We start from the raw sequence: 26067 nt of genomic DNA, 5'->3' as shown, positions 1-26067 counted from the left end.
AACCATGGTCCATAGGCTTGCCTCATGCCCGTTGCCGGTATCAAGGCTGGTTCATCCGTCCGCGGACGGAGGGCCAAAGGCGTTGGTCTGCCGCGACGGATCGAAGACGAGCTGCGCGAACAGAACGAGCGTTTTTCGGCAGCGATCGAGAACATGTCGCATGGCCTGTGCATGTTCGATGCCGATGAGCGGATGATCATCTGCAACAGGAACTACATCAGCATCTTTCGCCTCGACGCCGAAGTGGTGCGGCCCGGCATCCGGTTTTTCGACATCCTCCAGCACAGCGTGGATATCGGCATCGCCTCGCAAAGCGCCGAGCAACTCTATGCCATCCGCAAGCCCTATATCGACCAGGCAAAGCCTTCCACCTATGAGGAAACGCTTGCAGACGGGCGCATCGTCAACATTTCGCACCGGCCGCTGGCGTCAGGTGGCTGGGTCTCGATCTACGAGGACATCACCGAGCAACGGCGCGCCGAGCAGGAGTTGAAAGAGCAGCACCGCCGTTTCGACGCAGCACTTGCCAACATGTCGCAAGGCCTTTTGATGTACGATGCGGACGGCAAGCTGATCGTGCGCAACGAACGTTTCCTGGAACTTTATCATGTCAGGCCCGCCGACTTCCCGCTCGGTATGAGCCACCGTGATGCGTTCAAGCGGCTGCTGGAACTGGGCATTTATACAAAGCTCGACCCCGACAGCGAAATCTCGCAAATCGAAGCCTGCCTGCGGGCGGGGAAAACACACGTAACGCATCGTCATCTCGCCGACGGCAGGACGCTGCTGGTTGCGCGCCGGCCGATGAGCGGCGGCGGCTGGGTCGCGACGTTCGACGACGTCACCGAGCGCAGGCGTGTGGAAGAGCGCATGACCCATCTTGCGCACCACGACACACTCACCAACCTGCCCAATCGCTCGATGCTTCGCGAACGGCTCGACCAAGCCCTGAGCGAGACGAGAGACGGATCGCTGGCGATATTCTCGCTCGACCTCGATCACTTCAAGGCAGTCAATGATACTTGGGGTCACCCCGCCGGCGACTGGCTGCTGAAATGCGTGGCCGAACGGCTGCAACGGTGCCTGCGCAATGAAACGGACGTTGTCTCCCGCTTCGGCGGCGACGAATTCGTCATCATCCTGTTCAATCTCAAAAGCCCGGGCGACGCGGAAAAGCTGGCCAAACGCATCGTCGAGATCATCGGAAAGCCGTTTCGCGACAAAAGACACGACATGCGTGTCGGCATCAGTCTCGGCATCGCGCTGTTTCCAAATGACGGCAAGGACGCCGAGACTTTGCTGAAAAATGCCGATATGGCGCTCTATCGGGCAAAGAGCGAAGGGCGCAACCTCTACCGCTTCTTCGAACCGGCCATGGACGCGATGGTGCGGGCCCGCCGGGCGCTCGAAATCGATCTCAGGGCAGCGCTGTCGCGCCGGGAATTCGAGCTGGATTTCCAGCCGATCATGAACATCGCCTCCGGCGAAATCGTCGGTGCCGAAGCCTTGATGCGCTGGCGATCGCCGGTGCGCGGCCTGGTGCGGCCGGACGACTTCATTCCGGCCGCCGAGGAGACCGGGCTGATCGTGCCGCTCGGAGAATGGGCGCTACGAAAAGCCTGCACGACCGCGGCAGGCTGGGCGGCTTGGCGCATCGCAGTCAATGTCTCCGCCGTGCAGATCAAAAGCGGTATCTTTGCCCGCAGCGTCATTTCGGCACTGGCATTCTCGGGCGTGCCGGCCAACCGACTTGAACTGGAAATCACCGAAACGGTGCTGATGGACGAGAGCGATCTGGTGCTCAAGACACTCAGGCAGCTACGCGATCTGGGCGTCCGCATCGCGCTGGACGATTTCGGCACCGGCTATTCGTCGTTGGGCTACCTCAGGCGCTTTCCCGTCGACAAGATCAAGATCGATCGCTCTTTCACCCGTGACATCGACAGTCGCGATACCGCGGCGATCGTGCGCACCATCATCGGGCTTGGCGCACAGCTGGGCATCACCGTCACCGCCGAAGGTGTCGAGACCGAAGCGCAGCTTGAATTCCTGCAAAAGGAGGGTTGTGTCGAGGCCCAGGGCTATTTGATCGGCGTGCCGTCAAAGGCGTCGGACATCAATCGGCTGCTGAAGTCGAGCGCGACGATCCGGCAGTCCGGCTAAGTGCGACAGTCTCGCGGAAGCGCGGGCAACCGGCTTAGATCTCCTTGAGATGACGCTCGATTCGCGTGTTAATTCCTTGATAGAGAAGGCGGCATTCAGGTGTGGCGAACCAGGAGGTTCCTTGCCGGGTCAGAGGTGCCCGCTCAAAGCCTCAACCATATCCTTGTTCGTCGCCACAGGAACAATCTCGAATTCGACCAGATCGGCCCATTCGATAACCCACCGCTGCAGGAGCGTGATGTCATCGGCCTCCACCAGCAGGAAGCAGCGGCTCATATCCGCTGCGATCCAGCTGTGGTGCACGAGAAGCGCGTCCGGCTTCAGGCGGCCCTGGTCGCGGAAACGGCGGTAGATCTCCTTGCGGTCGCAGCCGCGAAAATCCTCGGTTACGAAGAACAGCATCTTTTTCCCCTCAGTTCGGATATTATCGGCCCGGCCGGTCCAGCCGCTCCAGGAACCACTGCGTCAGCCGCACCCAGACCTCGTCCTTTTCGCCGGAGTCTTCCCAGCCGTGGTCGAGGTTGGGGTTGTCGTTGACCTCGATGACGAAGACGCCGTCCCTGGTTTCCTTGAGGTCGACGCCGTAGAGGCCGTCGCCGATGCAACGCGCCGCGCTCACCGCCGTCTCGACGACATGGGCCGGCGCTTCCTTCAGGGTGAAGGTCTTGATGCCGCCCTGGTCGGGCTTGCCGTTGGCCTTGTGATTGACGATCTGCCAATGTTTCTTGGCCATCAGATAATGGACGGCAAACAAGGGCTGGCCGCCGAGGACGCCGACGCGCCAGTCATATTCCGTCGGAATGAATTTTTGCGCGATCAGGAGGTCGGAATCCTCCAGCCATTCGGTTGCAAGCGACTTCAACTCTTCGAAAGTGCCGCATTTCTTGACGCCGCGCGAAAACGAGGAGTCCGGGATCTTCAGCACCAGCGGGAAGCCCAGCGTCTGCGCCGCAAGTTCCAGGTCCGAGGTGCCGGCTATCATCACCGTTGGCGGCACCGGTACCTTGTTGTAGGTCATCAGCTCGTTGAGATAGACCTTGTTGGTGCAGCGGATCATCGACAGCGGATCGTCGATGACCGGCATGCCTTCCTGCTGGGCGCGGCGGGCAAAGCGGTAGGTGTGGTTGGAGATCGAGGTGGTCTCGCGGATGAACAGCGCGTCGTAGTTGGCGAGCTTGGCCAGATCCCGCTTGGTGATCGGCTCGATTTCGACGCCCATCTTTTCAGCGATCTTGGCCCAGTGGCGCAGCGACGAAATCTCCGACGGTGGCAGTTCCTCATGCGGATCGACCAGAGTGGCGAAAGTGTAGCGCGCCGGCGTGCGGCCCTTGGTGTCGCGCCACTCGCGGTTGGTGTAGGTCTCCAGGCACTGGAGAAAGTGCGTTTCCTCGTCCTCGGTCATCCTGGCCAGGGGATGGAACCCGATCTTGCGGATCGAGGCCCATTCGGCGCTGTCCCTGATGTGGACCTCGAGCGCCGGGGCACGGAACCAGTCGAACAGAAGTTTTGCGAAGCGGTCCCAGATCCTGGATGGTCCGATGCCGAAGAAGATGCAGACCTTCTGGGGAAAAGCGCCACCCAGGTCCTTGCGGCACTTGTTGAGTGCGAGTTCGAGTTCCGGCAACGCGTGCTCATAGAGCTTGCGCTCCGACAGGTCGATCATCGTTTCGACCGTCGGGATGACCTTATGGCCGCGCGAACCAGCAAGCAGCGACGCGTAATAGCCGCGGCTCTGGTAGCCGTAATTGTTCGACAGGTTGATGACCTTCGGCCGCTGACCGCGAAACAGTGCCGGATGGGCAAGGTAGTCGCGATTGGTGATGATCTTGTGCGGCGTCGCCACTTGGTCGAGATCGTTCTGCCGGCCGGTAAGGATGACCCAGGTCATTGGCTATCGCGCTTTCCGAGAGTGATGGCGGCGCGCAATCCGTCGCGGCCGAATTGCGCCATGTTCATGAAGATGCCGTAAGGCACGGGAATGTTGGCAGCATCGAGGATCGTCTCCTGCCGCTCGTCCTCGACCCAGGGGTCGTGGATCAGGATATGATCGCCGTCGTCACCGATGGCCAATACCCAGTGCGGAACCTTCTTGCCGAACATCAGGAAGCCGCTGATCAGGACCAGCACCAGTTTTCCCTCTGCGATCGCGGTGCGAATGTCGTCAAGCCCGAATGAACGGTAATTCACCGGGATGCTGTAAAGTTCCGCGCGGCGGCGAAAGTCGACCTGCGCCAGCTCCATGACGCGGCGCTTGTCCTCGCTGCGCACCGACTGCAGGAACAGCGCGCCGTAGAAGGAGACATAGATCTCAGCAGCAAGCCCGCTCTCATAGCCGGCGACGGCAAGCCCGAACGGTTCGCAGCCGCCCGGCCCCGACATCATGAAAACGGTCGTCGCCTCACGCCACAGCCTGATTTCCATCACCGGATCCGGCACGAATCCGGGGCCGAAGTAAGCCATCGCCATCATCAGGCAGCATGGTCCGCAAGTGAATTCGCAAGTTTGCTGATAAAACGGCACTTCGGTGGCCACCGGAATGTCGCCGCGCAAGGTCTTTTCATAGCGCAGCGCCGTGGCGCCATCCTCGTAATAGTCCGGCTCGCGGCCGATCTTGCGGTAGCCGCTCTGCTCGTAGATCTGGATCGCGCGCGGGTTGTCCTCGCGGACTTCCAAACGAAGCATCATGCGGCCGTGCTCGAAAGCGGCGGCCTCGGCCTCTTCCAGCAGCAGCCGGCCAACGCCACGGCCGCCGAAAAATGGACCAACGGCGATCGAATAAAGCCTCGCGACGCCGCTGCCCTTGCGAAACAGCACGACTGCATAGCCGGCGACGCGGCCATCGCTTTCGCCAACCAGCAGCTCGGCGGTGTCGCGTTCGATCAGTTGGCGAAAGGAGCGGCGAGAAATGCGATCGCTCGAGAAAACGGCTTTTTCGATGGCGGCGAGGTCATCGACGTCGGACGCGCGGGCCTTGCGAATCTCGGCAGGCATGCGGGCTCAGAAAACCTCGATTGGGTTGTGGAAACGGCCCTAGTCTAAACATCGGTCACACCAGCCGAAGTGCCAGCATTCAGCAAGCGCTATCGCACCTCGATTAGGGCCGAATTGTGACAGTTTTGACGGCAGGCAGGTCGCGCAAAGGCTTTGAACGACCTCCGTGTTTAGGCAACGGCGCGGCTCCGGAAGAGCGAGAGCCTGCTCAGCTTTGCAAGCCCGCCAAAAGCTGGCTATAGGCGCTCTTGGCCACTGCGGCCAGTTGCTCGCGCGGCAGCGAGCCGACGACGGCGCAGCCATAACCCTTGTCCAGCCAATAGACGGCCTCAGGACCATCGTCCTCCCCATAGGTGCCCTTGGCCTTGGCTGCCGATTCGGCGGTGACGAAGAGCGATATGCGCTCGCCCTTGACGTCCTCGTAAAGCAGCATCGCGGCCTTGCCCTGGCCGGCGGGCAGCAGCCGGCCACCGACCAGTTGGAATCCTTGCGCCGCCAGATCCGGCGCGACGAGCTTCAGACCCACCTGGTTCGACAACCAACTCTGCAAATGATCCTTGTCGCTTGCCGGCACTTCCACCGCATGCCGCGTTTCGGCGGCATAGATGACGTGGGCGGCGATCGCCTCTTCGGCAAGCTGGTCCTCGGCGGTATTTTCCAGGCCGAGGCGGCCGATGCCGGCAAGGTAGCCGCCAGCACCGCCAATCGCCAGGATGGCGGCAGCCGCGGCCGCAAGCCACCAACGCGAGCGCGACGGCGATACTCTGACCACCGGCGCCTCGCCAAGCACCACCTTGCTCAACCGCACCGGCACGGGTTCGTCCAGCACGCCATTAAAGGCTGCGCGCAACGCTTCCCGGTCGGCGGCGTAGCGTGCGCTCTTGGCCTTCATCTCGGCATTGGCCTCGAGCCATGCCTCATAGGCCGTCCGCTCGTCGCCCGGCAACTCGCCATCGAGAGCCATGTGGATGTCGCGTTCGGAGAAATCGCGCCGGCTCATTTCTCAACGATCCTTATCGAGCGGCGGCGCGCGGTATCATCCAGCAGCGCTCGCAGTTCGTCACGTCCGCGCGCGATGCGCGACATCAAAGTGCCGGCGGGCACTCCAAGGATGTTGGCGGCTTCGGCATAGGAAAACCCTTCGATGGCGACCATCACAAGTGCCGCGCGCCGGTCAGGGCTGATCGCCTGCAGCGCGTCGACGATCTCGCGCGAGGCGATGCTCTCGACCTGCTCGGCGGGTGCTGCCTGCGCCTCGCTTGTCTCGAGCGGCAGCATCGCCGCCTCGCCGCGCCGGTTCACCTTGCGCATCTGGTCGATGAACAAATGGTGCATGATCGTAAACAGCCACCTCCTGGGGCTTTCTCCTGTCTGCCAATTGTCGAGCCGCACAAGCGCCCGCTCGAGACAATCCTGGACGAGATCGTCGGCGGAATCGCGGTCGCGCAACAGCGAGCGTGCATAGCGGCGCAGACGCGGTATTTCACCCAGGATTGCTGCCTTCTTTTCGTCCATGACCGCTGGTTCTGGAGCCCCTGTCCGTGGTGATTGAACGCGCCTTTGCAGCGCGGCGCAAGCGGCCAGCGCGAAGCGGTCCGCCGCCCCGGTCACCCAAGCAACTGAATAACGCTGCCGGTGGCAGGTTTATTCCCGGGTTGCATCCGAAAGTTGAAAGAAATGCGTGGTGACGAATAGCGGCGCGTCGACAAACGTCAGTCTTCCCGCATCTCGGCTGTGAATTTCTTCATATCGAAGTCAGGATTGGGCAGGCCCATCCTCACCGCCTCGGCTTGCAGCCTGGCAATCCGGTCGCGAAGCGACACATTGGTGCGACTGCGTTCGAGTTCGTGCAAAGCGCGGTCCGCACCGCCTCCGTTTTGCTTGGAGCGTCCGTCTGGCGCTGCAACATAGTCGCTGAAGCATCCACTTCGGGGCCTCGTATATAGAGTGCCATTTGATCCTATGTCTCCCTTGCTGCGGGTCAGCGGCCGCAGTACTATTCAATCACACGCACCGCTCTATTTACTATATTTGAAGGCACCGTTAGACCGAGCTTTCTCGCGGTCTGCAAGTTCACCACCAATTCGTGCTGGGACAAAGTCTGAATTGGTATGTCGCGGGGGCTCTTGCCATCAAGAATCTTCTTCGCGCACAGCGCCATGTGATATGTTGCGCTTCGCAAGCTGGTGCCGTAGCAGAACAGACCTCCCGCATCGATCTGCTCCCGCGCGAAGATGGTTGGCAAGCGACGCGCAAGGGCAAGCTCCGCGATTCTTGCGCGGAGTGCTGCAATGATCGGCTCCTCGAGGACGATGAGCGCTTCGACCAGCTCGCGATCCATCGCTGCAAAAGCGCCGTCAAGATCGGGCTGAGGCCCTATAATGCGGAGAACCTGCGGGTTCAGCCCAAATTCTTGTATTGCCCCAGCATTGGAGGCTGACAGGCAATCGGACACCCCCTGATCGCTCAAGATCGCGATGCGGGAGAGCGCTGGTAAGACGGCTCGCAACAACTCGACATGCGTCCGCGCCTGGTTTGGATCGAAGCTGGTTACTCCTGTCATGTTGCCGCCGGGCTTCTCCAGGCTTGCGGCGAGGCCATCACTGACCGGATCGACGACGACAGAATAAACGACGGGGAGCTCCGTTGTCGCCTTTTGGACCGCACGCGCGGTCACCGCCCCGATCACGGCGATAAGGTCGACGTTCAGCCTAACCAGTTCCGTCGCCAGGGTGGGAAGCCTGCCCAAATCACCATTGGCCGATCGCTGCTCAAACCGAATGCTCCGGCCTTCGGCAAATCCCAGTTCTCTCAGCCCCTCCTTGAAGCCTTCGATTGGTCCCCCAGGGCCTGCCGTGATGATGCCGATCGTAGCTATGTCGTTTATGAGCAACGCGCTGTCCTCCAGGCTGGACCTTCTTGCAGTGGACGACCTAATTTACCTCTCTCGCCGCCCTTGTCAGCAGCCGCTGATAAAACAGGCCGATGCCGATGAGCACCGCGCCGAGGCCGATGAAGGACAGCGCCCGCAACACGCCTTCCAGTTCCGACATGTCGAAGATGAAGACTTTGAGCACGGCGATCGAGATCAGCGCTGCCGACGCTATGCGCAGCACCTGGGACTTCAGCCAGACACCGGCGGTGAGCAGCACCACGCCGATTACCAGCCACAGTGCCGAATAGGTATAGGTCTCAAGCTGGCCGAGACCGCTCCACAGCCCGATGAACTCACCCTTGAACAGGCGCCTGACCGACAGCGTGGCATAGGCAAAAGCGAGCACCGCCGCCACCACCGCCAGCATCGCCGCATACCATTGCGGCCGCTTGTCACGGCAATGGAGTGCCAGTGCGCCTGCCGCGACCGCCGGCAAGAGGTAGGCGAGGAACAGAAGGTTGAACACCGGAATGCTGCCGGTCGATTCATCGGTCAGCAACGGGTTCAACGCCAGAAAATGCTGGAGGACGATGAAGGCGACCGAGACCACGCCCGCTGCAATCGAGCCGTAACGCAGCACCTGACTTGGCGAGCGCATGTCGATAGCGACCAGGATGGCACCGGCACCGATGGCGATCAGCGTGTAGATCGCCTGTTCGGCCAGCGTCGCAGCAGCCGTATCGATGACGCCGCCATGCATGGCATGGCGCACCAGCATGGCGACGGTGAGCAGGCAAAACAGCGCGGCGCCGGCCTCCATGGCAAGGCGCGGTCGGCCATTGGTGGTTCGGGCAAGCTGCCAGGCGGCAAAACCGAAAGCGAGCGCCGGCACCCCATATCCAAGCAGCAGCCAGTTGAACACCGGCGTCTTCGACAGGAACTCGGCACCGACGATGGTCGGGTCGAAGGCAGCGCGACCAAGCACTGCAATCACCGCACCAACGGAAATCCATCCAAGCACCGGATAGCTACGCCAGCGCGTCGCCAGCGCTGGCACGGCGGCGGCTGCTCCGAGCAGGATGGTTGTCCAGCCCGAACCAAAGGCCATGTGCAGCATCAGCAGGCCGGCAATCGCCGCCCCGCCGAGCGCGAAGGAGACGGCAGCGCCGCCGGTCAGCGGCGGCGCTTCGCCGCGTGCTATCCATTCGCCGCCGGCAGCGAAGACCCCGACCAATACGGCTGCAACCGCCGCATAAGCAAGGTCACGGTCGAGATTGCCGAAGGTAGACCAGAGCGCCAGCAGGATGACCAGTGGCGCGACAGCGCTCCAGGCCGCCCACGTGGCGGCGCGCAGCCAGCCATGGGCCGCAAAACGGCGCGCTGCCCAAAAGCCGATGCCGATGAAGACCAGGCCGAGAACGATGCCGACCCTGAGCATCAAGGCATCGGACGCCACAACCGGCATGCCGTCGACGCTAAGAGCGCCGCCCGAAAAATCGGAAGCGATCGTGGTCGGCGGAATGATGCCGAGATAGACCAGCACAGTCGCCAGCCCGGCGGCGTGCAGCAGTGCCAGCGCCCGCGGCCGATAGAGCGCCACCGCCACCAGGGCTGCGACAAGGGCGGCACCCGGCAATGCACCGCGGATGGCGGCGAAGGCCGGATCGACGAACAGGGCCAGCGCCGAAAGCCCGACGAAGAAGCCCGGCGCGATCGACGGCCAATCGAAGCCGCTGCCGGCGACCGCTTCGTCGCGGCGGCCAAGCCAGACGAAGGCGAGCACGGCCAGTGTCACCCCGTCGATAAAAAGGATGACGGAAAGGTTCGTCCCCGGTGCTTCGGTCATGTAGAAGATGGTCCAGATGCCGGTGGCGACGAAGGCTGCGGCCATCAAAAGCCTCCAGTCGCGGATACGGGCGATGACGCCGGCGGTGACGAGCACGATCGCCAGATAGCCGAACAGCGCCCACGGATTGGGCGCCTGCGAGGCGACCAGCAGCGGCGTCACCATGGCACCGAGCAGGCCGACGCCGGCCAGCGCCTGACCGTGAACCAGGCTTGCCGCGATCGTCGCCACCCCGATGGCGCCGAGCAGCGTGAAAGCGAGCGTCGGGCCGATAAAGCCGTAAATGCTGTACGCGGCGTAGACGGTACCGAACAAAATGAAGGCGCCGGCCGCCGTCAGGATTGCCGGGATATAGGCACCGGCGGCACCTTGCACCGGCACCCTGAAGCCGGTGCGCCGGATGAACTCGCCGCCGGCGACCAGCACCAGCCCGAGTGCCGCCGCCATGGCGAGCCGCACGCGTGGCCCGAAAATGCCGGCCTCGATGGTGTAGCGGATCAGGAACAGGCCGCCCAGCGCCAGCGCGATGCCGCCGACCCAGACCGCCCAGCGAGTACCGAGAGCCGTTTCGACGTCGGACTGGCGAGCTGGCTTCGCCGCGGCCGCCGGTTGCGCCGACTCCGGCGCGGATGGCGCCGCGGTATCGGCCTCGGCCTCTGTGGCTGATGCGACCGCTGCGGTCCCTGGCGATGCCAGGTCGGCTGCGGCCGCAAGCGGTATTGCGGCATCCGCCGGTTTGCTGTCGTTTGCAGCCGGTTCCTTGGCTTGCGGCGGCAGCGCAGGCGTGCCCGAAAGCACAAGGCTGCGCAAGGCGCCAAGCTCGCGCTCGATCAGGCCGATACGGCTCTGCTGGCGTGAAATGATGACGAACAGCGCGATGATGGCGACGAGGCCAATCAGGCTTTCAAACATGGCGGTTCCCCCAAACCAGGCCAGTTGTCACTGACACTCAATGTTCAGTGACATTCAAATGCGGCGGCCAAACGGCCGGTCCATTCAACGTGCCACCAGATTGGCCGCCGGAAAGATCGAGCATGTTTCAGCGCCCAAAGCCAGCAGCTTGCCGTTGACATCCTTCAGCGCCGCTTCCGAAACCGCCAGCGTGCCGCCCTTGTGCCAAGGCCGAGCGGCGAAACGTTGCCGGGACAAGGTTCAACGTCGCTCATCTGGTGGTCTCCCCGGCGGTTTCTGCGGCGCTCGCCTTGCCGGATTCATGGCCGGGTGATTGATGCCTGCGCAAGGCGGCGAGAAACCCGGCGCGGGCGCCGGGAGGCTCGATGCCGCGCGGTTCGTAGACATGGCGGGTCAAAAAGAAGCCGGTCAGCCGGAAGGCGTCCTCGATCGCCGCCGGATCGGCGCGCAACCCGGAGCCGCGCTGCAGGAAGGCAGGCAGCGCCAGCATCTTGTCGCGCCACGGCGCGCCCGCCGCGCGCGACACGGCGCGGCCGGATTTCGGCGAGACATAGGCAAGGTCCTGCCTGGTGCCGGTCGCCGCACACTGGCTGAGATCGAGGCCAAAACCGAGTTCGTCGAGGACCAGCAGCTCGAAGCGGGCCACCAACTCGCCGGCGGCATCGGCATCGTCGAGATGAGCGATCATCACCGCAAGCGTCTCGTAAAGGCCGCCATGGGCGTCACGCTCGGGCAGAAGACGCAGATGTGCGGCCATCGTCTGCAGGCCGTAGACGGCAACGGCGCTGTCCATCAACCGGGCGGCGTTCATCTCGATCGCCTCGACCTGGAAGGTGCCGAGATGCTCGTCGAGCCGCGCCCGCCACAACAGGTCGACGCGATTGCCGGGCTGCAAGACCGGCTGCTGTTTGCGCGAACGGCCGCCGCGCACGAGGCCGAGATGGCGGCCATGCACGCGCGTCATCACCTCGAGAATGGCGCTGGTTTCGCCATGCTTGCGGGTGCCCAGAATGATTCCCTCGTCGCGCCATTCCATGACGAGAGCTTGTCACCGGTTGGATGGCGAAATCAAGATTAGGTCGTCAGATGCCCGAATCGTCCTGCCAGAAAACAGAATGGCCCGCAGCATTTGCGCCGCGGGCCGCCTGTCAAATCTTCAGCTGATCAGAACGAGCGCTGGAAGCGGAGAATGCCGCCGACGCTGCTCTTCTTGTTGGCCTTGGTCCAGTTGTTGAAGTCTGCGTCGTCGAACTTTCCAGCATTGAGGTAATCGACTTCAGCCGTGACCGTAAAGCCGGGCACAACGGTATAAGCAACGTTAGCGGCGATGCCGAGGTTCTTCCAGTCGTCGTAAGAGACCTGGGCGTTGAACGAAGTCTTTTCGTTGAACTTGTAGGTGCCGCCGCCCCAGACTGCCCAATTGCCGCCCCACTGCTTGTAGAAGCCACGACCGCTCGCATCAATGGCGTTGCCTGCATTGTCGTTGAGGTTGTCGTCCGTGCCGTAACCACCCATGATGAACAGCGACAGTTCGTCGGTGGCCTTTACGTCCAAACGAACTTTGCCGGCCACTTCCTCGTAATTGCTGTCATAAGCGACGACGCCGGTGATCGCACCCCAGTCGCCCTTGTACTTCAAGCCGCCGACGACATGCGGAATATAGCTGTCGATGGTGCCGACGCTGCCGGCGCCTTCTTCGAGCGAGACCAACCCCGAGAAGCCGTTGCCCGCGTCGAAGTAATACTGAACGACGTTGCTCTCCTGGCCGCCATACGGAATCAGCGTATCCTGGATGACGGCGCCGGCATAACCGATGAACGTATCGAAAGCCGTATCGTCCTTGCCGACACGCAGGCCGCCGAGCTGAATCCAGGCGTAACGCAGCGAAAGAGACTTGTTGCGGCCCTGCCAGTCGTTGGCACTGGAGGCTTTTTGATTAAGGTAGTCGCCGCTGCTGTTGCCGAAGTTGAAGCGGGTCTCGGTGTAGGTCTTGAGCGTACCGAACTCAGTCTCCTGACCGGTCCAGGTCTTCAGCGTAAAGCGGGCGTTCTTGTAGTAGGTCGAATGAGTGTCGTCGCCTTGATGGTCAGGGACATGGTTGACGCCATCGAGCGAGCCGGCATCGCCGACGCCGATATCATAGCGGACATAGCCGCCGATGCGCAGGCAGGTCTCGGTGCCCGGGATATAGAAGTAGCCGGCGCCGTAGACGTCGCAAATTTTGACGTATTCAGCGGGTTCCGGCTCGGCGACGACAACGGCGTCGGCGGCGCGCGCGCCGGAGACCGCGACGAATGCCGCGGCTGAGCCGAGAAGAAGGCTCTTGATATTCATTTTCTGACCTCTCCAGTCAAAGTTAAAATGGCTTGGATTCATGGTTGAACGGCTGAACGCCTCACCCACGTCGAAAAAGGCGCGCACCGCACCCCCTCTTCAGGCGGCGAACATACTCATCTGCATTCCAGTCTCAATGACCATTTCCAAAAATAATCGATGTTTGCATAACAGAATAAATCAATGTTGCACAAACATCACTTCATATTTTCTTCACATTTTCCCTCGGCACAAACGAGACATTGTCACAATTGTACGAAAATATACTTATGCCGTTAGCCGGCAAACCGATCGAAAATCCGACAGACATTCCTTTTACGTGTTCTTTTTTGGAATAGACTTCTAACGTTTGGCAGCTAGATCAAGCCAACTTCGCCATCGCTGCGTTCTGTGCGGCAAGAACGACTTCCGACACCAGATCCTGTTTGAGCAGTTCAATGGGAATACGTCCGGCGAGGCCGGGCGCGGGGCCGATCAGCCACGCCCAGGCACGCCGCGGATCGGGCATCGCGGACGACACCTCCTTGATACCCGGCGCGGGCCTGCCGTCGACGAACTGCGCCAAAGGAAATACATGTTTGCGGCCACCGGTGCGCAACGCAACGACCGTGCCGCTCCGCTGCCAGCGATGCAGGGTCGAACGCGATATGCCGAGATTTTGCTGCAGGAACGTCGACCCGGCGACCCGACCGGCCCAGTCCTCGACCCGCATCGCGTCGAGGTCGCCGCTTCCAGCCGGCTGGACGTCCGTCCTTTGGCCTCCGTGCGCGCTCGACAGACGCGTCCGGGCACTGCGTTCCGCAGCTTCGGCAGCCAATATCCGCACGAACTGCGACGCGATGCCGGGCAATGTCTCCTGCATGGTGTCGATTGCCCTGATGTCAGTCGGCGCAAGCAAAGCGACGGCGGCGGCAACGGCGGCGGCGACCTTACCTGCCGCTACGATCGCATCGCTGTTCGCGACCTTGCCTTGCCGCGCCAGCACGCGCTCGATCTCAACGGCGACGGCATTTGCAAACTCGGCCTGACGGATGGGGTCGATGCGATTCCAAGTCCCGGTCATGTCCTGATCTGGCTGTTTGCCTACCCGTCCCGGTTTTGCTCGGAAGCGGGTCTTCGCACAGCCTATAGGCAGGGTGTATGACGGAGAGACGACGAACGGGAACGCTGGACGACCGCAGTGTCGGCAGGCGTTCCAACCGGTCTGACTGGCCGGTTCTGCATGAAATATCGGAAATTTCTCAGAACCCGCTCAGGATTTCGCGTAGCGCCGGTGCCAATAAGAAACGGGTCGACCGAGGTGGTCGGCGCATAGCCTCCCGGAATGATTCGGCCGGCTGTTCAAAATGCAAGTCGACCGATTGGGCAGCCCGGCGACCTCTCATTGTCATCTGCCCGTGAGAGGCCCGACATGACTTCTTTCCTGCGCCTGGTGCGGCAGCATCAGTTGGCTGCCTTCTTTTCGTTGGCGCTTGCCCTGACCTGGTTTGCCTTCATCCCATTCTACCTGTCGAATGGCGATAGCATTCCCTGGTTTACCTTCGGCCCGATGGCGTCCGGATTCGTCATCGCAGCCCTTTCCGGAGGCTGGGCTTCGGTCAAGGCCATTCTCGCTTCCATGGTGAAGTGGCGGGTATCTCCGCTCTGGTATCTGGTGGCATTCGGCCTGCCATTGGGCACGCAGCTTGCCTCGATCCTGGTCAATCCGCTGTTCGGCTCGGCGACGCCGGCCTGGGGCAACATTCCAGCCGTCACTGAGATACTGCCGATCATCGCGCTCTATGCGGTCTTCAGCGGCCCGCTTGGCGAAGAGCCGGGATGGCGCGGCTTTGCGACACCGCGTCTGTTGGCCAAGGCATTCGGCGCTGGTCGGAAGCCTGATCCTCGGCGCGATCTGGGCGATCTGGCATTTTCCGCTCGGCCTGGTCGGCGATCTCAGCCTCTACAGCACGATCAACGTCGTGCTGGCGGCAGTGGTGTTCACCTGGCTCTATCAGAACACCGGCAGTGTGCTTCTCGCCATTCTGATGCATGTCACCCATCAGAACAGCGTGCGCTTCCTGGGCAAGGCGTTCATCGACGCCGACCATGTGCAGCAGCAATGGACCGGTGTTGCGATCTGGGCGGTGGCTGCGATCGCGATCGTTGCCGTCTACGGCACCGAGAGCTTCGTCCGCAGGCCGGCAACGCAGCCCGCCCTTGCTGGCGCCGTCCAAATCCAAAGCGCCGCTTTCGGCGGCGACAGACCTTGACCAAGCCCTCCAGCCGTAGGCCAATACAGGCACGGCTGCAGGGAGCGGGCCGTTTCGATGGCGGTTTCGGCCACTGAGCAGGTTTTTCAGTTTGGCGGTTTCACGCTCGATCTGGGCAAAGGTACGCTCGGCCGGGCCGGACAGCCGGCCTTCCTGCGGCCGAAAGCCTACGCATTGCTGACGCATCTCGCCCGCCACATCGGCCGTGTGGTGCCGAAGTCGGAATTGATGGATGCGGTCTGGCCGGGTGTTTTCGTCACCGAGGATTCGCTGACGCAGTCGATTCGCGAGATCCGCAAGGTGCTCGGCGAGGAAACGATACGGACCGTATCGAAGCGCGGCTACATGCTGATCCCTGAAATCGAGCCGGTGCCCGAACTCGGCGCCCAGCCGATCGTGGCGGTGCTCAGATTCCGCAATGACGGCGCCGATCCGGCCGACGAAGTGATCGTCGATGGTATTGCCGAAGACATTATCAATGGCCTCGCCCGCTTCGGCACGTTGACGGTGCTGGCGCGCAACTCGAGCTTCTCGTTTGCCTCCTATTCGCCTGGCGAATGGCCTGTCGTGCGTTCATGCATCGGCGCCGACTATGTCGTCGAGGGCTCGGTCCGGCGGCAGGCAGACAGCATCGTCTGTGCGGTCAATCTCGTTGACGCAGCCAGCGCTTCCCAGCTCTGGGGCGATCGCTACCAGGCCGATTACGCCGGGCTGTCCGCCATCCAGCAGGAGATCGTCGAAAAGATCGTCGGCCGGCTGGTGGTTCGGGTGAACAATGCCGGCCTGCAACGTGCCTCGCGGCAGCCGGTAGCCAGCCTCGCCGCCCATGAACTGGTGCTGCGCGGCGTCGCCTTGCTGCGCGATCCGGCGCAAAGCGAACTGAAACAAGCAGCAGCGTTTTTCGAGGCTGCTATCGTCAGGGACCCGGCCTATGGCCTCGCCTACACCTATCTGGCGCTGTCGCATGTGCTTAACAGCGAATTCGGACCGAGCAGCGACGCCGTGCTGACGAAGGCCCGCGACCTGGCCGACCGGGGCATCGCATTGTCGCCGGACCAGGCAACGGCACACCGCATCCAGTCGCTGGTGCGGCTCAATATGCGCGACCACGAGGCGGCCGAGCATCATTTGCGCATCGCGCTCGAGCTCAATCCGGGCGACGCAGACTGTATCGAGCAGATGGGGCATCTGTTGACGATGCGCGGCCGGCCGCTCGACGCGCTCGCCTGGCTGGCGCGCGCTATCCGCATCAACCCGCTGCACCCTCATTGGTATCAGTACGATCGCGCGCTCGCGCTATACATGCTGGGCGAATACCGCACGGCTGCCGAGGCGCTGGAGCTGGCGACGTTACCGACGCCGTGGATCCGCACCCGGCTTGCCGCCTGTTACGCTCAGTTCGGCGACATGCAGGCGGCAAGGCGCCAGGCTGCGCTGATCAACGCCGACGGCTCCGATTTCTCACCGCTCGACTATGCAAGAACGGGCATCCCGTTCGAAAACGCGTCCGACGCCGAGCATCTTGCCAACGGTGTGTCGTTGGCACTTGGGGACCGCTCAGAATCCTGAGACGACCAACAGACAGCTCGACCGATCGGCCAAATCTTTGGATAGCTCAGTGCGGAAATTCGAGCCCCATCTCGCGGTAGCGCTCGGGATCGTCGCCCCAGTTCTCGCGCACCTTGACGAACAGGAAGAGGTGCACCTTCTGCTCGAGGATGCCTGCGATCTCCATACGCGCGGCCTGGCCGATGGCGCGGATCGTCTCGCCCTTATGGCCGAGCACGATCTTCTTCTGGCTGTCGCGCTCGACATAGATTGTCTGGTCGATGCGCACCGACCCGTCCTTCTTCTCTTCCCATTTCTCTGTCTCGATGTGGGAGGAATAAGGCAGTTCCTGATGCAGCCTGAGGTAGAGCTTTTCGCGGGTGATCTCGGCTGCGAGCTGGCGCATCGGAAGGTCGGAGATCTGGTCTTCAGGGTAGTACCAGGGTCCGGCCGGCAGGGTCTCGGCGAGATAGTCGAGCAGGTCCTTGCAGCCGGACCCCGTCAGCGCCGAAACCATGAAGGTGCGCTTGAACGGCACCCTTTCGTTGGCTGCCGCCGACAATGCAAGCAACGTCTCGTGCTTGACCCGATCGACCTTGTTGAGGATCAACACCATCGGCTGCCGGACATCCTTCAGCCGCTCGAGGATGGCATCTGCATCGCCCCGGATGCCGCGCTCGGCATCGATCAAGAGCAGCACGATATCGGCGTCCTTGGCACCGCCCCAGGCTGTGGTCACCATCGCGGTGTCCAGCCGGCGCTTCGGCTTGAATATGCCCGGCGTGTCGACGAAGACGATTTGCGCGTTGTTGTGGGTGGCAATGCCGCGCACGATGGCGCGCGTGGTCTGCACCTTGTGTGTCACGATCGACACCTTGGCGCCGACCAATTGGTTGACCAGCGTCGATTTCCCCGCATTGGGCGCGCCAATCAGCGCGACGAAGCCGGAGCGGGTAGCGGGCGCTTCTGTTGCGGGAGCTTCGGTGGCGGTCATGCGGCACTCCCTTGATCGAGCCAGACGCCTTCCCGCTGCAGAAGTGCCGCGGCTGCAGCCTGCTCCGCTTCGCGCTTGGAGCGCCCGCTACCGGTCGCCGGCGGATAGGCGCCGACCTTCACACTGACGGTGAACAGCGGATCGTGGTCCGGTCCCTCGCGGCTGTCGATTATGTAAACCGGCACTGCGCCCGCCGCCTGATGCGCCCATTCCTGAAGTTCGGTTTTCGCATCGCGACGGGCGGCGTCAATGGCTTGCGAGCGCGGCTGCCAGTATCTGTGGATAAAGGCACGGGCCGCTTCCAACCCGCCGTCGAGATAGAGCACGGCGATCAGCGATTCCAATGCATCGGCGCGCAGATTGACGCGCTTGCGCCCATCGAGGCCGCGTACGTCCGAACCGGCGCGAATGAGTTCCGGCAGGCCGATCTCATCGGCGATTTCCGCCAGGGCCTCGGCGTTGACCAGGGCGTTCAGTCTGAGCGACAGCTCACCCTCGGCAGCGTCGGGAAATGCCGCCAGCAGCATATCGGCAACGACAAGGCCGAGAACACGGTCGCCCAGGAATTCGAAACGTTCGTAGTCGACGCCGGCATGACTGCCGCGAGCACTGGCATGGGTCAGCGCCCGCTGCAGGCGCTGGTGGTCGCCAAAACTGTGGCCGGTGCGCTCCTTGAGCGCCTCGGCGAGCGCATCGGCGGTCAGCCGTTTCGTCGCCGCCATGGTCCTAATTGACGAAATGGAACAGGCGCGAGGCGCGCATCTGCGACGGCCATTTCCAGATTTCGAGCGGGCTGGCGCTGCCGCCGATCGAGAAGAAAATGAGGTTGGCGCGGCCGACCAAATTCTCGTCCGGCACGAAGCCGACGGTGAAGCGGCTGTCCGACGAGTTGTCGCGATTGTCGCCCATCATGAAATAGTGACCGGGCGGCACCTTGAACTCTTTGGTATTGTCGCCGATCGAAGCCTGCGTCAGGTCGAGCGTGTCGTAGCTGACGCCGTTCGGCAGCGTCTCGCGATAGACATCGACCGGCCCGTTCTCCTCGGTGATGTCGCGGTTGTCGATCTGCCCGACCTTGACGCGCGGCACGCCCACGTCGTTGATGAAGAGCTGGCCATCCTTGACCTGGATCTTGTCGCCCGGCAGGCCGACGACGCGCTTGATATAATCGACAGAAGGATCCGGCGGAAACTTGAACACCACCACGTCGCCGCGCTTCGGCTCTGAGCCCCAGATGCGGCCCGAAAAGATGTTCGGCCCGAATGGCAGTGAATAGCGGGAGAAGCCGTAGGACCATTTGGTTACGAAGAGATAGTCGCCTTCGAGCAAAGTCGGCCGCATCGACCCGGACGGGATCGAGAACGGCTGGAACAGGAGCGTGCGGATGACCAGCGCAAGCAGCAGCGCCTGGACGATGACGCTGACGGTTTCGCCAAGTCCACCGGATTTCTTCTGGGTTTTTTCAGCCACGCTCATGTCGTCCTCGATTGTGGGTTGGATGGTATAGAGTCTCGGCGCGCGCTGGGCAACGTCATGCCGGTGGTCAGATGCAATCAATGTGGCGCTTCTTCGACCGGCAACGCTTCAATGATCACAAAGGCTTGAGCGAGCGGAAAATCATCGGTTATGGTGAGGTGGATCACGGCTCGGTGCCTTTCAGGCAGGATTTCGTCCAGCCGCGCTGCCGCCCCGTTGGTGAGCGCCATGGTCGGCTTGCCGCTGGCCAGGTTGACGACCCCCATGTCACGCCAGAACACACCCTGCGCAAGACCGGTGCCCAACGCCTTGGCGCAGGCCTCCTTGGCGGCGAAACGCTTGGCGTAGGAGGCCGCACGCGCCGCGCGGTTTTCGGAGCGCGCCTGTTCGATCTCGGTGTAGATGCGTTGGATGAAGCGCTGACCGTGACGTTCCAACGACTTCTCGATGCGTCTGATGTCGATGAGATCGCTGCCGATACCGATAATCATTCGGCAGGAACTTCCGGCCCGGTTTTTCCAGCCTTTGCCGCTCTTTCGGCCAGACGCTTGCGGCGCTGCTCCTGGAAAGTGACCATGCCCCAGCGGGTGATGCCGTAAAACAGCAGCCCGAAAACCAGGCCGAGCGGTATTGCGCCAACCGTCATCGGCTTCAGCACCGGTCCCCACAATTGCGCGAAGGAAAGATTGTGCAGCATGTCGCCGAGATGGGCAGGCGGTCCGTGTGCCGGCAGGTGTTCATGCAGGATCAGCTTGCCGACCTCCCAGGAGGCGGCCCATAGCAGCGGAAAGGTAAGGGGGTTGCCGAAGACCGTGCCGAGTGCTGCGGCAACCAGATTGCCGGCGATCAGCCAGCACAGGATGGCGGCAATGATGAAGTGGAAGCCAAGCGGGAAAAACGACGCGAATACGCCCGCCGCAACACCGGCGGCCACGGCATGCGGCGTGGCTCTAAGCCGCAGGATGCGCTTGGAAAAATACCGCAGCGAGCGCGAGAACGAGCGGCGCGGCCACAAATAAGTACGCACCCGCTCTAAGAAACCATCAGGCTTGCGCCGTCGAAAAAGCACTCTGTTCCTGTTCCTAGTTCCGTCAATAGCTTCACGCCTCCAGCCGGGCGCGACAGCCCCATGCTGCGCTCTGCGGTCGCCGAAAAGCAACTACGACTTTGATATAGCGATGCGCTGGCCGAAGAACAACGAGGCCGAGGGCATCCGCTCGGTGGCCGGTCGCGCCAGCCTTGGGCATCGCCGTTCTGAACAGGGCATGATCGCGGCGAATTTAAGGAGCGCCACTTAGGGTCGATATTCGCTGACCTCGACGAGGTTGCCGTCCGGGTCACGAAAATAGACCGACATCATCGCGCCACGAGCGCCGGCACGCTCGACCGGGCCGACCTCTATCACCACGCCATTGGCGGCGAGGTTGGCACATATCTCGGCGAGCGGCCGGGCGGCAATCAAGCAGAAATCCCCGGAGCCCGGCGTCGGCGCCTTGGCCTTCGGCTCGAAGGTGTGCCCGACCTCATGCACATTGATCTTTTGCGTTCCAAACAGCAGCGCCGTCGGCCGGTTCGGCTCGTCGAGGCGCTTGAAGCCGAGCACGCGCTGATAGAAGGCGCAGGTGTCTTCAACGGAGCGAACCGTCAGCACGAAATGGTCGATACCGGCAATCACGGCAGCGCCTCTTGACTTGTTTTATGCATTTCTTTGTCCCAAAACCGCTGCACATCCTCGGTTCAAGCCCGAGGACAAGCTTTGGGCGACATGCATTAGATATTGCGGCTGCCCGGCTTGATCGCCGGTATGGCGGCAAGCTCGGGCGGCAGCCTGTCGGCCGGATAGGCCGGAACCTCGTATTCGGCGAGCGCGATCAACGGCACGCCGACATCGCTCTTACCGGCCGAGCGGTCGATGATGCACGCAGCGGCAACGACATTGGTGCCAAGTGCGCGCAGACAGTCGATGGTCTCGCGGATCGACAGGCCGGTGGTGACGATGTCCTCGACAATGACGACGCGCGATCCCTTGGCGATCTCGAAGCGGCGCAGCCTGAATTCGCCCCCTTCCCGCTCGACCCAGATCGCCGGCACACCAAGATGGCGCGAGGTCTCATAGGCCGGGATCAGCCCGCCGATCGCCGGGCCGACGACGTAGTCGATCCTGCCGGGCACGCCAGTGCGGATCTTTTCGGCGAGCGCCTTGCACAAGCGCTCGGTCTTGTCGGCATGCATGAAAACGCGCGCCTTCTGCAGGAAGACCGGGCTGCGCAGGCCGGACGTCAGGATGAAATGCCCTTCAAGAACGGCGCCGGCCTCGCGGAAAATGCCCAGCACTTCGTCGGTGTTCATCTTCTGCCTCTTCCAACAAAGTTGGTGGTCTAGCCGTTGACGCGTCGCGCGTCGCTGACGCTCGAATTGTCCTTTAGCTGCGACAGCAGCCGGTTCAAGTGCTTGAGGTCCCATACTTCGAGATCGATCAGCATTTCGGTGAAATCGGGCGCGGTGCGCACCATCGACAAAGTGTGGATGTTGGCATCGTTGGATGCGACGACTTGCGCAATGTCGGCTAGCGAACCCGGCGCGTTGATGGCGGTGACCGAGACGCGCGCCGGGAACCGCTCCTTGGTGCGCTCGTCAATATCCCAGCGCACGTCGATCCAGCGCTCGGGCTGGTCGTCAAAGGCCTGCAATGCCGGCGACTGGATCGGATAGATGGTGATACCGGTTCCCGGCTGCACGATGCCGACGATGCGATCGCCTGGCACTGCCCCTTCCGGCGCGAAGCGCACCGGCAAATCGCCGCGCACGCCGCGGATCGGCACCGCATCGTCGCGCGGCTGGTTCTTGTCCTTGCGCGCGGCGCGGCCCGGAATCTGGAACAGCATGCCGGCGGCGTTGCGGATCTTCGACCAGCCCTCCTCGCGCTGCTTGGGCGCGACCAGCGTGACGCGCTCGTCCTTGTAGTCGGGAAACACCGCCTTCATGACATCGGTGGAGGCAACTTCGCCTCGGCCGACCGCGGCCAGCACATCTTCGATGTCCTTGCGCGCCAGCCGGTGCAGCACCGGCTTCAGGCTTTCCTTGGTGAAGGTCTTGCCGGACCGTTCGAAGGCGCGCTCCAGAATGCGGATACCGAGACCTGAATATTGCTTTCGAATAGCGTTCTTGGTGGCGCGGCGGATGGCCGACCGCGCCTTGCCGGTAACCACCACCGATTCCCATGCCGCAGGCGGCACCTGCGCCTTCGAGCGGATGATCTCGACCTCGTCGCCGTTCTTCAGCTCCGTCATCAGCGGCATGATGCGGCCATTGACCTTGGCGCCGACGCAAGTGTCGCCGACATCGGTGTGGACGGCATAGGCAAAGTCGATCGGCGTGGCGCCGCGCGGCAGCGCGATCAGCATGCCCTTCGGCGTAAAGCAGAACACCTGGTCCTGGAACAGTTCCAGCTTGGTGTTTTCGAGGAAGTCCTCGGGGTTGTCGCCTTCGGCAAGCTGCTCGATGGTGCGCCGCAGCCAGGCATAGGCATTGGTTTCCTTCGAGATCGCATGGGCGGCACCATTCATCTTGCCGCCGGTATCCTTATAGATCGAATGAGCGGCGACGCCGTATTCGGCGATCTTGTTCATCTGGTAGGTGCGGATCTGCAATTCGACGCGCTGGCGCGACGGGCCGACGATGGTGGTGTGGATCGAGCGGTAGTCGTTCTGCTTCGGCGTGGAGATGTAGTCCTTGAAGCGGCCGGGCACCATCGACCAGGTGGTGTGGATGGCGCCGAGCGCCCGGTAGCAGTCCTCGACCGTATCGACGACGACGCGAAAGCCGAAGATGTCGGACAGCTGCTCGAACGACAACGCCTTGGCTTCCATCTTGCGGAACACCGACCACGGCTTCTTCTGCCGGCTCTTGACCTCGGCCTTGATCGAATATTTGTCGAACAGCGTGGAGAGCGCCTTCTCGATTTCGGACAGCACGCCCTTGTTGCGCTCGAAAATTTCGGCCAGCCGTGCGGTGACGGCGCGGTAGGCTTCCGGATTGATGAAGCGGAAGGCGATCTCCTCGAGCTCCTCGCGCATGCCTTGCATGCCCATGCGCCCGGCCAGCGGCGCATAGATATCCATCGTTTCCTCGGCGATGCGCAGGCGCTTGGCTTCCGGCACATGGTCGAGCGTGCGCATGTTGTGCAGGCGGTCGGCGAGCTTGACGAGCAGCACGCGAACGTCTTCCGAGATCGCCAGCAACAGCTTACGTAGGTTCTCCGCCTGCTCGGCCTTTTTGGAGACGAGGTCGAGCTTCTTCAGCTTGGTCAAGCCTTCGACCAGCTTGCCCATTTCCGGGCCGAACAATTCGTCGATCTCGGCCCTGGTCGCCGTGGTGTCCTCGATCGTGTCATGCAGCAAGGCAACGGCGATCGTCGCCTCGTCCATATGCATTTCGGTGAGGATGGCGGCGACTTCGAGCGGATGCGAGAAATAGGGGTCGCCGGAAGCGCGCTTCTGGTGGCCATGCTTCTGCATGGCGTAGACATAGGCCTTGTTGAGCAGCGCCTCGTTGACGTCAGGCTTGTAGCGCTGGACGCGCTCGACAAGCTCATACTGACGCATCATGGGCGGGATCTCGCAATGCTGAAATGAATCATGCGCCGCACTGGCGTACGGCGCATGTCATAGATAGCCACGAAACCGCCGACGGGAAAGTGTCGGCAGTTGTCGCTAAGATCAATAATCGTCGCTTTTTTCCGGCGGCACCAGACCTTCGATGCCGGCCAACAGGTCTTCTTCGGTCATGCGATCGAAGGTGACGTTGTCCTCGGCGTCGTCGGCATCGGTGGCCGCAACGGCGCTGCCGGTCTGGTCGGCAATCGCCTCGCCATCGGCTTCCGGCTCATCGACCTCGACATGCTTCTGCAGCGAATGGATGAGATCTTCCTTGAGGTCGTCCGGCGACAGCGTCTCTTCGGCGATTTCGCGGAGCGCAACGACCGGGTTCTTGTCGTTGTCGCGCGGCACGGTGATCTGCGCGCCCTGGCTGATCTGACGGGCGCGGTGGCCGGCCAGGAGCACCAGCTCGAAGCGGTTGTCGACCTTGTCGATGCAATCTTCAACGGTTACGCGGGCCATGAGTTGCCCCTTTCATGCCTGGATTTGATGGAAAACAGGCGCGGTCCATAACCCGAACGCCGCCAAAATACAAGCTTTTATGGCGGTGCGCAGCTCCGACGCGGGCCGCCTGCGACGACACAGCGCCGATCACAATTGCTTGCAGTGCGGCATGGTGCCTTGGATTGCCGTAAAACTGGCGTTATCTCGAACGATGAAGGCCAACAGGTCTATTATCAGACCGGCCGATAGTCGCCACGCATTTAGACGATCGCTTATTTCGAAAAAGGACATTTTTCCATGTTCGATCCTCGTGAAAAAATCGCTCTCTTTATCGACGGTGCAAATCTCTACGCGACCTCGCGCGCGCTGGGCTTTGACATCGACTACCGCAAACTTTTGTCGAGCTTCCAGAAACGCGGCTATCTGCTGCGCGCCTATTACTACACCGCGCTGGTCGAGGATCAGGAATACTCCTCGATACGTCCGCTGATCGACTGGCTCGATTATAACGGCTTCAAGGTGGTGACCAAGCCGGCCAAGGAATTCACCGACTCGACCGGCCGGCGCAAGATCAAGGGCAATATGGATATCGAGCTGACCGTCGATGCGCTGGAGCTTGCCGACGTCGTCGATCATTATGTCATCTTCTCAGGCGACGGCGATTTCCGTACGCTGGTCGAGGCGCTGCAGCGGCGCGGGCGCAAGGTGTCGATCGTCTCGACGATGGCTTCGCAGCCGCCGATGATCTCCGACGATCTGCGCCGCCAGGCCGACCATTTCATTGACCTGATGACACTCAAGAACGAAGTCGGCCGCGATCCGTCGGAGCGGCCGGTGCGTCGGCCCGAACCGGCCGAAGTCGACGAGGAAGACTATTGACGGTCGTTGCCTTGACCGCGCCCCTGGTCGTCTCGCCCGAACCCGATCGCGATTGCCCGCTCTGCCCGCGGCTGCACGACTTCATCGCCGAGTGGCGGCGGCGCGAGCCGTCCTGGTTCAACGCGCCGGTGCCGACCTTTTTGCCGCCGGAGGGCGAGGACGCGGTGCGCTTGCTGATCGTCGGCCTGGCGCCTGGCTTGCGCGGGGCGAACAGGACGGGGCGCCCCTTCACCGGCGATTTTGCCGGCGACCTGCTCTACAACACGCTGATCGCGCACGGCTTTGCGCGCGGCGAATTCAAAGCGCGACCAGATGACGGGCTGGAGCTTGTCGGTACGGCGATTACCAATGCGGTGCGCTGCGTGCCGCCGGATAACAAGCCGGTTGGCGCCGAGATAGCGACCTGCCGGACGTTCCTGGTGCCGACGATCGCGCGGTTTCCAAATCTGCGCGCTGTGCTGGCGCTGGGCTCGATCGCGCACCAGTCGACCGTGCGGGCGCTCGGCCAACGCGTTGCCGCCTATCCGTTCCGGCATGGTGGGCAGCAGCAGGCCAATGGCATCACGCTGTTTTCCAGCTATCATTGCTCGCGCTACAACACCAATACCGGCGTGTTGACGGAAGCGATGTTCGTCGACGTCTTCAGTGAGATAGAAGCTTTTCTGAAGACATAGAGTCGGACGACGCCTGCCAGA

Annotated in this window: 26 protein-coding genes; 5 read left to right on the top strand and 21 right to left on the bottom strand. The window is 62.2% G+C overall.

Going from position 1 to position 26067, the window contains the following annotated elements:
- The first annotated feature begins 24 nt into the window (after positions 1-24).
- Positions 25-2163, top strand: coding sequence for a putative bifunctional diguanylate cyclase/phosphodiesterase (locus tag NKH83_RS05315; protein WP_352802408.1), 2139 nt, complete (start codon positions 25-27; stop codon positions 2161-2163).
- Positions 2164-2292: 129 nt separating this feature from the next.
- Here NKH83_RS05315 and NKH83_RS05310 read toward each other — a convergent pair whose 3' ends face one another.
- The 12 genes from NKH83_RS05310 to NKH83_RS05255 all read right to left on the bottom strand — a co-directional run bounded on the left by NKH83_RS05310 (position 2293) and on the right by NKH83_RS05255 (position 14184).
- Positions 2293-2565, bottom strand: coding sequence for a DUF3303 domain-containing protein (locus NKH83_RS05310; protein WP_254820204.1), 273 nt, complete (start codon positions 2563-2565; stop codon positions 2293-2295).
- A 22-nt stretch (positions 2566-2587) separates the two neighbouring features.
- Entirely contained in the window at positions 2588-4051 is a 1464-nt protein-coding gene (locus NKH83_RS05305) for a RimK family ATP-grasp domain-containing protein (protein WP_254820203.1), read from the bottom strand.
- On the bottom strand, positions 4048-5154 hold the full coding sequence (locus tag NKH83_RS05300; RefSeq protein WP_254820202.1) for a peptidase C39 family protein: 1107 nt from the start codon (positions 5152-5154) through the stop codon (positions 4048-4050). Before NKH83_RS05300 ends, NKH83_RS05305 begins: the two co-directional genes overlap by 4 nt.
- Before the next feature lie 208 nt (positions 5155-5362).
- Positions 5363-6154, bottom strand: a complete 792-nt coding sequence (locus NKH83_RS05295; RefSeq protein ID WP_352480330.1) for an anti-sigma factor family protein — start codon at positions 6152-6154, stop codon at positions 5363-5365.
- Positions 6151-6669 carry a sigma-70 family RNA polymerase sigma factor gene (locus tag NKH83_RS05290; protein WP_254820200.1) on the bottom strand — a complete coding sequence of 173 codons (519 nt, stop codon included), beginning with the start codon at positions 6667-6669 and terminating at the stop codon, positions 6151-6153. The genes NKH83_RS05295 and NKH83_RS05290 overlap by 4 nt, the downstream gene beginning before the upstream one ends.
- A gap of 197 nt (positions 6670-6866) precedes the next feature.
- Positions 6867-7007 (bottom strand): hypothetical protein, encoded by a 141-nt coding sequence (locus tag NKH83_RS31595; RefSeq protein ID WP_502895551.1) that lies wholly within the window; start codon positions 7005-7007, stop codon positions 6867-6869.
- Positions 7008-7150: 143 nt separating this feature from the next.
- On the bottom strand, positions 7151-8047 hold the full coding sequence (locus tag NKH83_RS05280; RefSeq protein WP_352480329.1) for an ABC transporter substrate-binding protein: 897 nt from the start codon (positions 8045-8047) through the stop codon (positions 7151-7153).
- 40 nt (positions 8048-8087) lie between these two features.
- Complete coding sequence (locus tag NKH83_RS05275; RefSeq protein WP_352802405.1) at positions 8088-10787, bottom strand: DUF2339 domain-containing protein; 2700 nt, start codon at positions 10785-10787, stop codon at positions 8088-8090.
- 84 nt (positions 10788-10871) lie between these two features.
- Positions 10872-11024: a hotdog fold domain-containing protein gene (locus NKH83_RS05270; RefSeq protein ID WP_254820198.1), complete on the bottom strand. Its 153-nt coding sequence runs from the start codon at positions 11022-11024 to the stop codon at positions 10872-10874.
- 13 nt (positions 11025-11037) lie between these two features.
- Complete coding sequence (recO, locus tag NKH83_RS05265) at positions 11038-11823, bottom strand: DNA repair protein RecO (protein WP_352480327.1); 786 nt, start codon at positions 11821-11823, stop codon at positions 11038-11040.
- A 128-nt stretch (positions 11824-11951) separates the two neighbouring features.
- Positions 11952-13121, bottom strand: coding sequence for a porin (locus tag NKH83_RS05260; protein ID WP_352802743.1), 1170 nt, complete (start codon positions 13119-13121; stop codon positions 11952-11954).
- A 361-nt stretch (positions 13122-13482) separates the two neighbouring features.
- Positions 13483-14184: an antitoxin Xre/MbcA/ParS-like domain-containing protein gene (locus tag NKH83_RS05255; protein ID WP_352802402.1), complete on the bottom strand. Its 702-nt coding sequence runs from the start codon at positions 14182-14184 to the stop codon at positions 13483-13485.
- Between the two features lie 766 nt (positions 14185-14950).
- On the opposite strand from NKH83_RS05255, the gene NKH83_RS05250 reads away from it, so the two are divergent.
- Both NKH83_RS05250 and NKH83_RS05245 read left to right on the top strand, forming a co-directional pair.
- Entirely contained in the window at positions 14951-15373 is a 423-nt protein-coding gene (locus tag NKH83_RS05250; protein ID WP_352802400.1) for a CPBP family intramembrane glutamic endopeptidase, read from the top strand.
- A gap of 57 nt (positions 15374-15430) precedes the next feature.
- Positions 15431-16942: a winged helix-turn-helix domain-containing tetratricopeptide repeat protein gene (locus tag NKH83_RS05245; RefSeq protein ID WP_352802398.1), complete on the top strand. Its 1512-nt coding sequence runs from the start codon at positions 15431-15433 to the stop codon at positions 16940-16942.
- A gap of 46 nt (positions 16943-16988) precedes the next feature.
- On the opposite strand, the gene era is transcribed toward NKH83_RS05245, so the two are convergent.
- From era to rpoZ, 9 genes are all read right to left on the bottom strand, one after another.
- On the bottom strand, positions 16989-17915 hold the full coding sequence (era, locus tag NKH83_RS05240; RefSeq protein WP_023677765.1) for a GTPase Era: 927 nt from the start codon (positions 17913-17915) through the stop codon (positions 16989-16991).
- Entirely contained in the window at positions 17912-18637 is a 726-nt protein-coding gene (gene rnc, locus NKH83_RS05235; protein ID WP_352802396.1) for a ribonuclease III, read from the bottom strand. The genes era and rnc overlap by 4 nt, the downstream gene beginning before the upstream one ends.
- 4 nt (positions 18638-18641) lie before the next feature.
- Positions 18642-19391 (bottom strand): signal peptidase I, encoded by a 750-nt coding sequence (gene lepB, locus NKH83_RS05230; RefSeq protein ID WP_352508500.1) that lies wholly within the window; start codon positions 19389-19391, stop codon positions 18642-18644.
- Positions 19392-19468: 77 nt separating this feature from the next.
- The gene (gene acpS, locus NKH83_RS05225) at positions 19469-19882 is read right to left on the bottom strand and encodes a holo-ACP synthase (protein ID WP_254820193.1); all 414 of its coding nucleotides are present in this window, start codon (positions 19880-19882) and stop codon (positions 19469-19471) included.
- Complete coding sequence (locus NKH83_RS05220; protein ID WP_254820192.1) at positions 19879-20460, bottom strand: DUF2062 domain-containing protein; 582 nt, start codon at positions 20458-20460, stop codon at positions 19879-19881. Before NKH83_RS05220 ends, acpS begins: the two co-directional genes overlap by 4 nt.
- Positions 20461-20685: 225 nt before the next feature.
- Complete coding sequence (locus tag NKH83_RS05215; protein WP_352802394.1) at positions 20686-21066, bottom strand: VOC family protein; 381 nt, start codon at positions 21064-21066, stop codon at positions 20686-20688.
- A 95-nt stretch (positions 21067-21161) separates the two neighbouring features.
- Complete coding sequence (gene pyrE, locus NKH83_RS05210; protein WP_352802392.1) at positions 21162-21740, bottom strand: orotate phosphoribosyltransferase; 579 nt, start codon at positions 21738-21740, stop codon at positions 21162-21164.
- Between the two features lie 29 nt (positions 21741-21769).
- Positions 21770-23998: a RelA/SpoT family protein gene (locus NKH83_RS05205; protein WP_254820189.1), complete on the bottom strand. Its 2229-nt coding sequence runs from the start codon at positions 23996-23998 to the stop codon at positions 21770-21772.
- Positions 23999-24109: 111 nt separating this feature from the next.
- A complete protein-coding gene (gene rpoZ / locus NKH83_RS05200) occupies positions 24110-24511 on the bottom strand; it encodes a DNA-directed RNA polymerase subunit omega (protein WP_023677773.1) in 402 nt (133 codons plus the stop codon).
- A gap of 279 nt (positions 24512-24790) precedes the next feature.
- On the opposite strand from rpoZ, the gene NKH83_RS05195 reads away from it, so the two are divergent.
- Together NKH83_RS05195 and NKH83_RS05190 are read left to right on the top strand one after the other, a co-directional pair.
- Positions 24791-25372, top strand: a complete 582-nt coding sequence (locus tag NKH83_RS05195; protein WP_292657898.1) for a LabA-like NYN domain-containing protein — start codon at positions 24791-24793, stop codon at positions 25370-25372.
- Entirely contained in the window at positions 25369-26046 is a 678-nt protein-coding gene (locus NKH83_RS05190) for a uracil-DNA glycosylase (protein WP_352802391.1), read from the top strand. The genes NKH83_RS05195 and NKH83_RS05190 overlap by 4 nt, the downstream gene beginning before the upstream one ends.
- The last annotated feature ends 21 nt before the right edge of the window (positions 26047-26067 follow it).

This window comes from Mesorhizobium sp. M0909, assembly GCF_040319515.1.
Classification (GTDB): Bacteria; Pseudomonadota; Alphaproteobacteria; order Rhizobiales; family Rhizobiaceae; genus Mesorhizobium.
The sequence above is the reverse complement of the archived record's forward strand: the minus strand, read 5'-3'. Positions and strand labels throughout refer to the sequence as shown.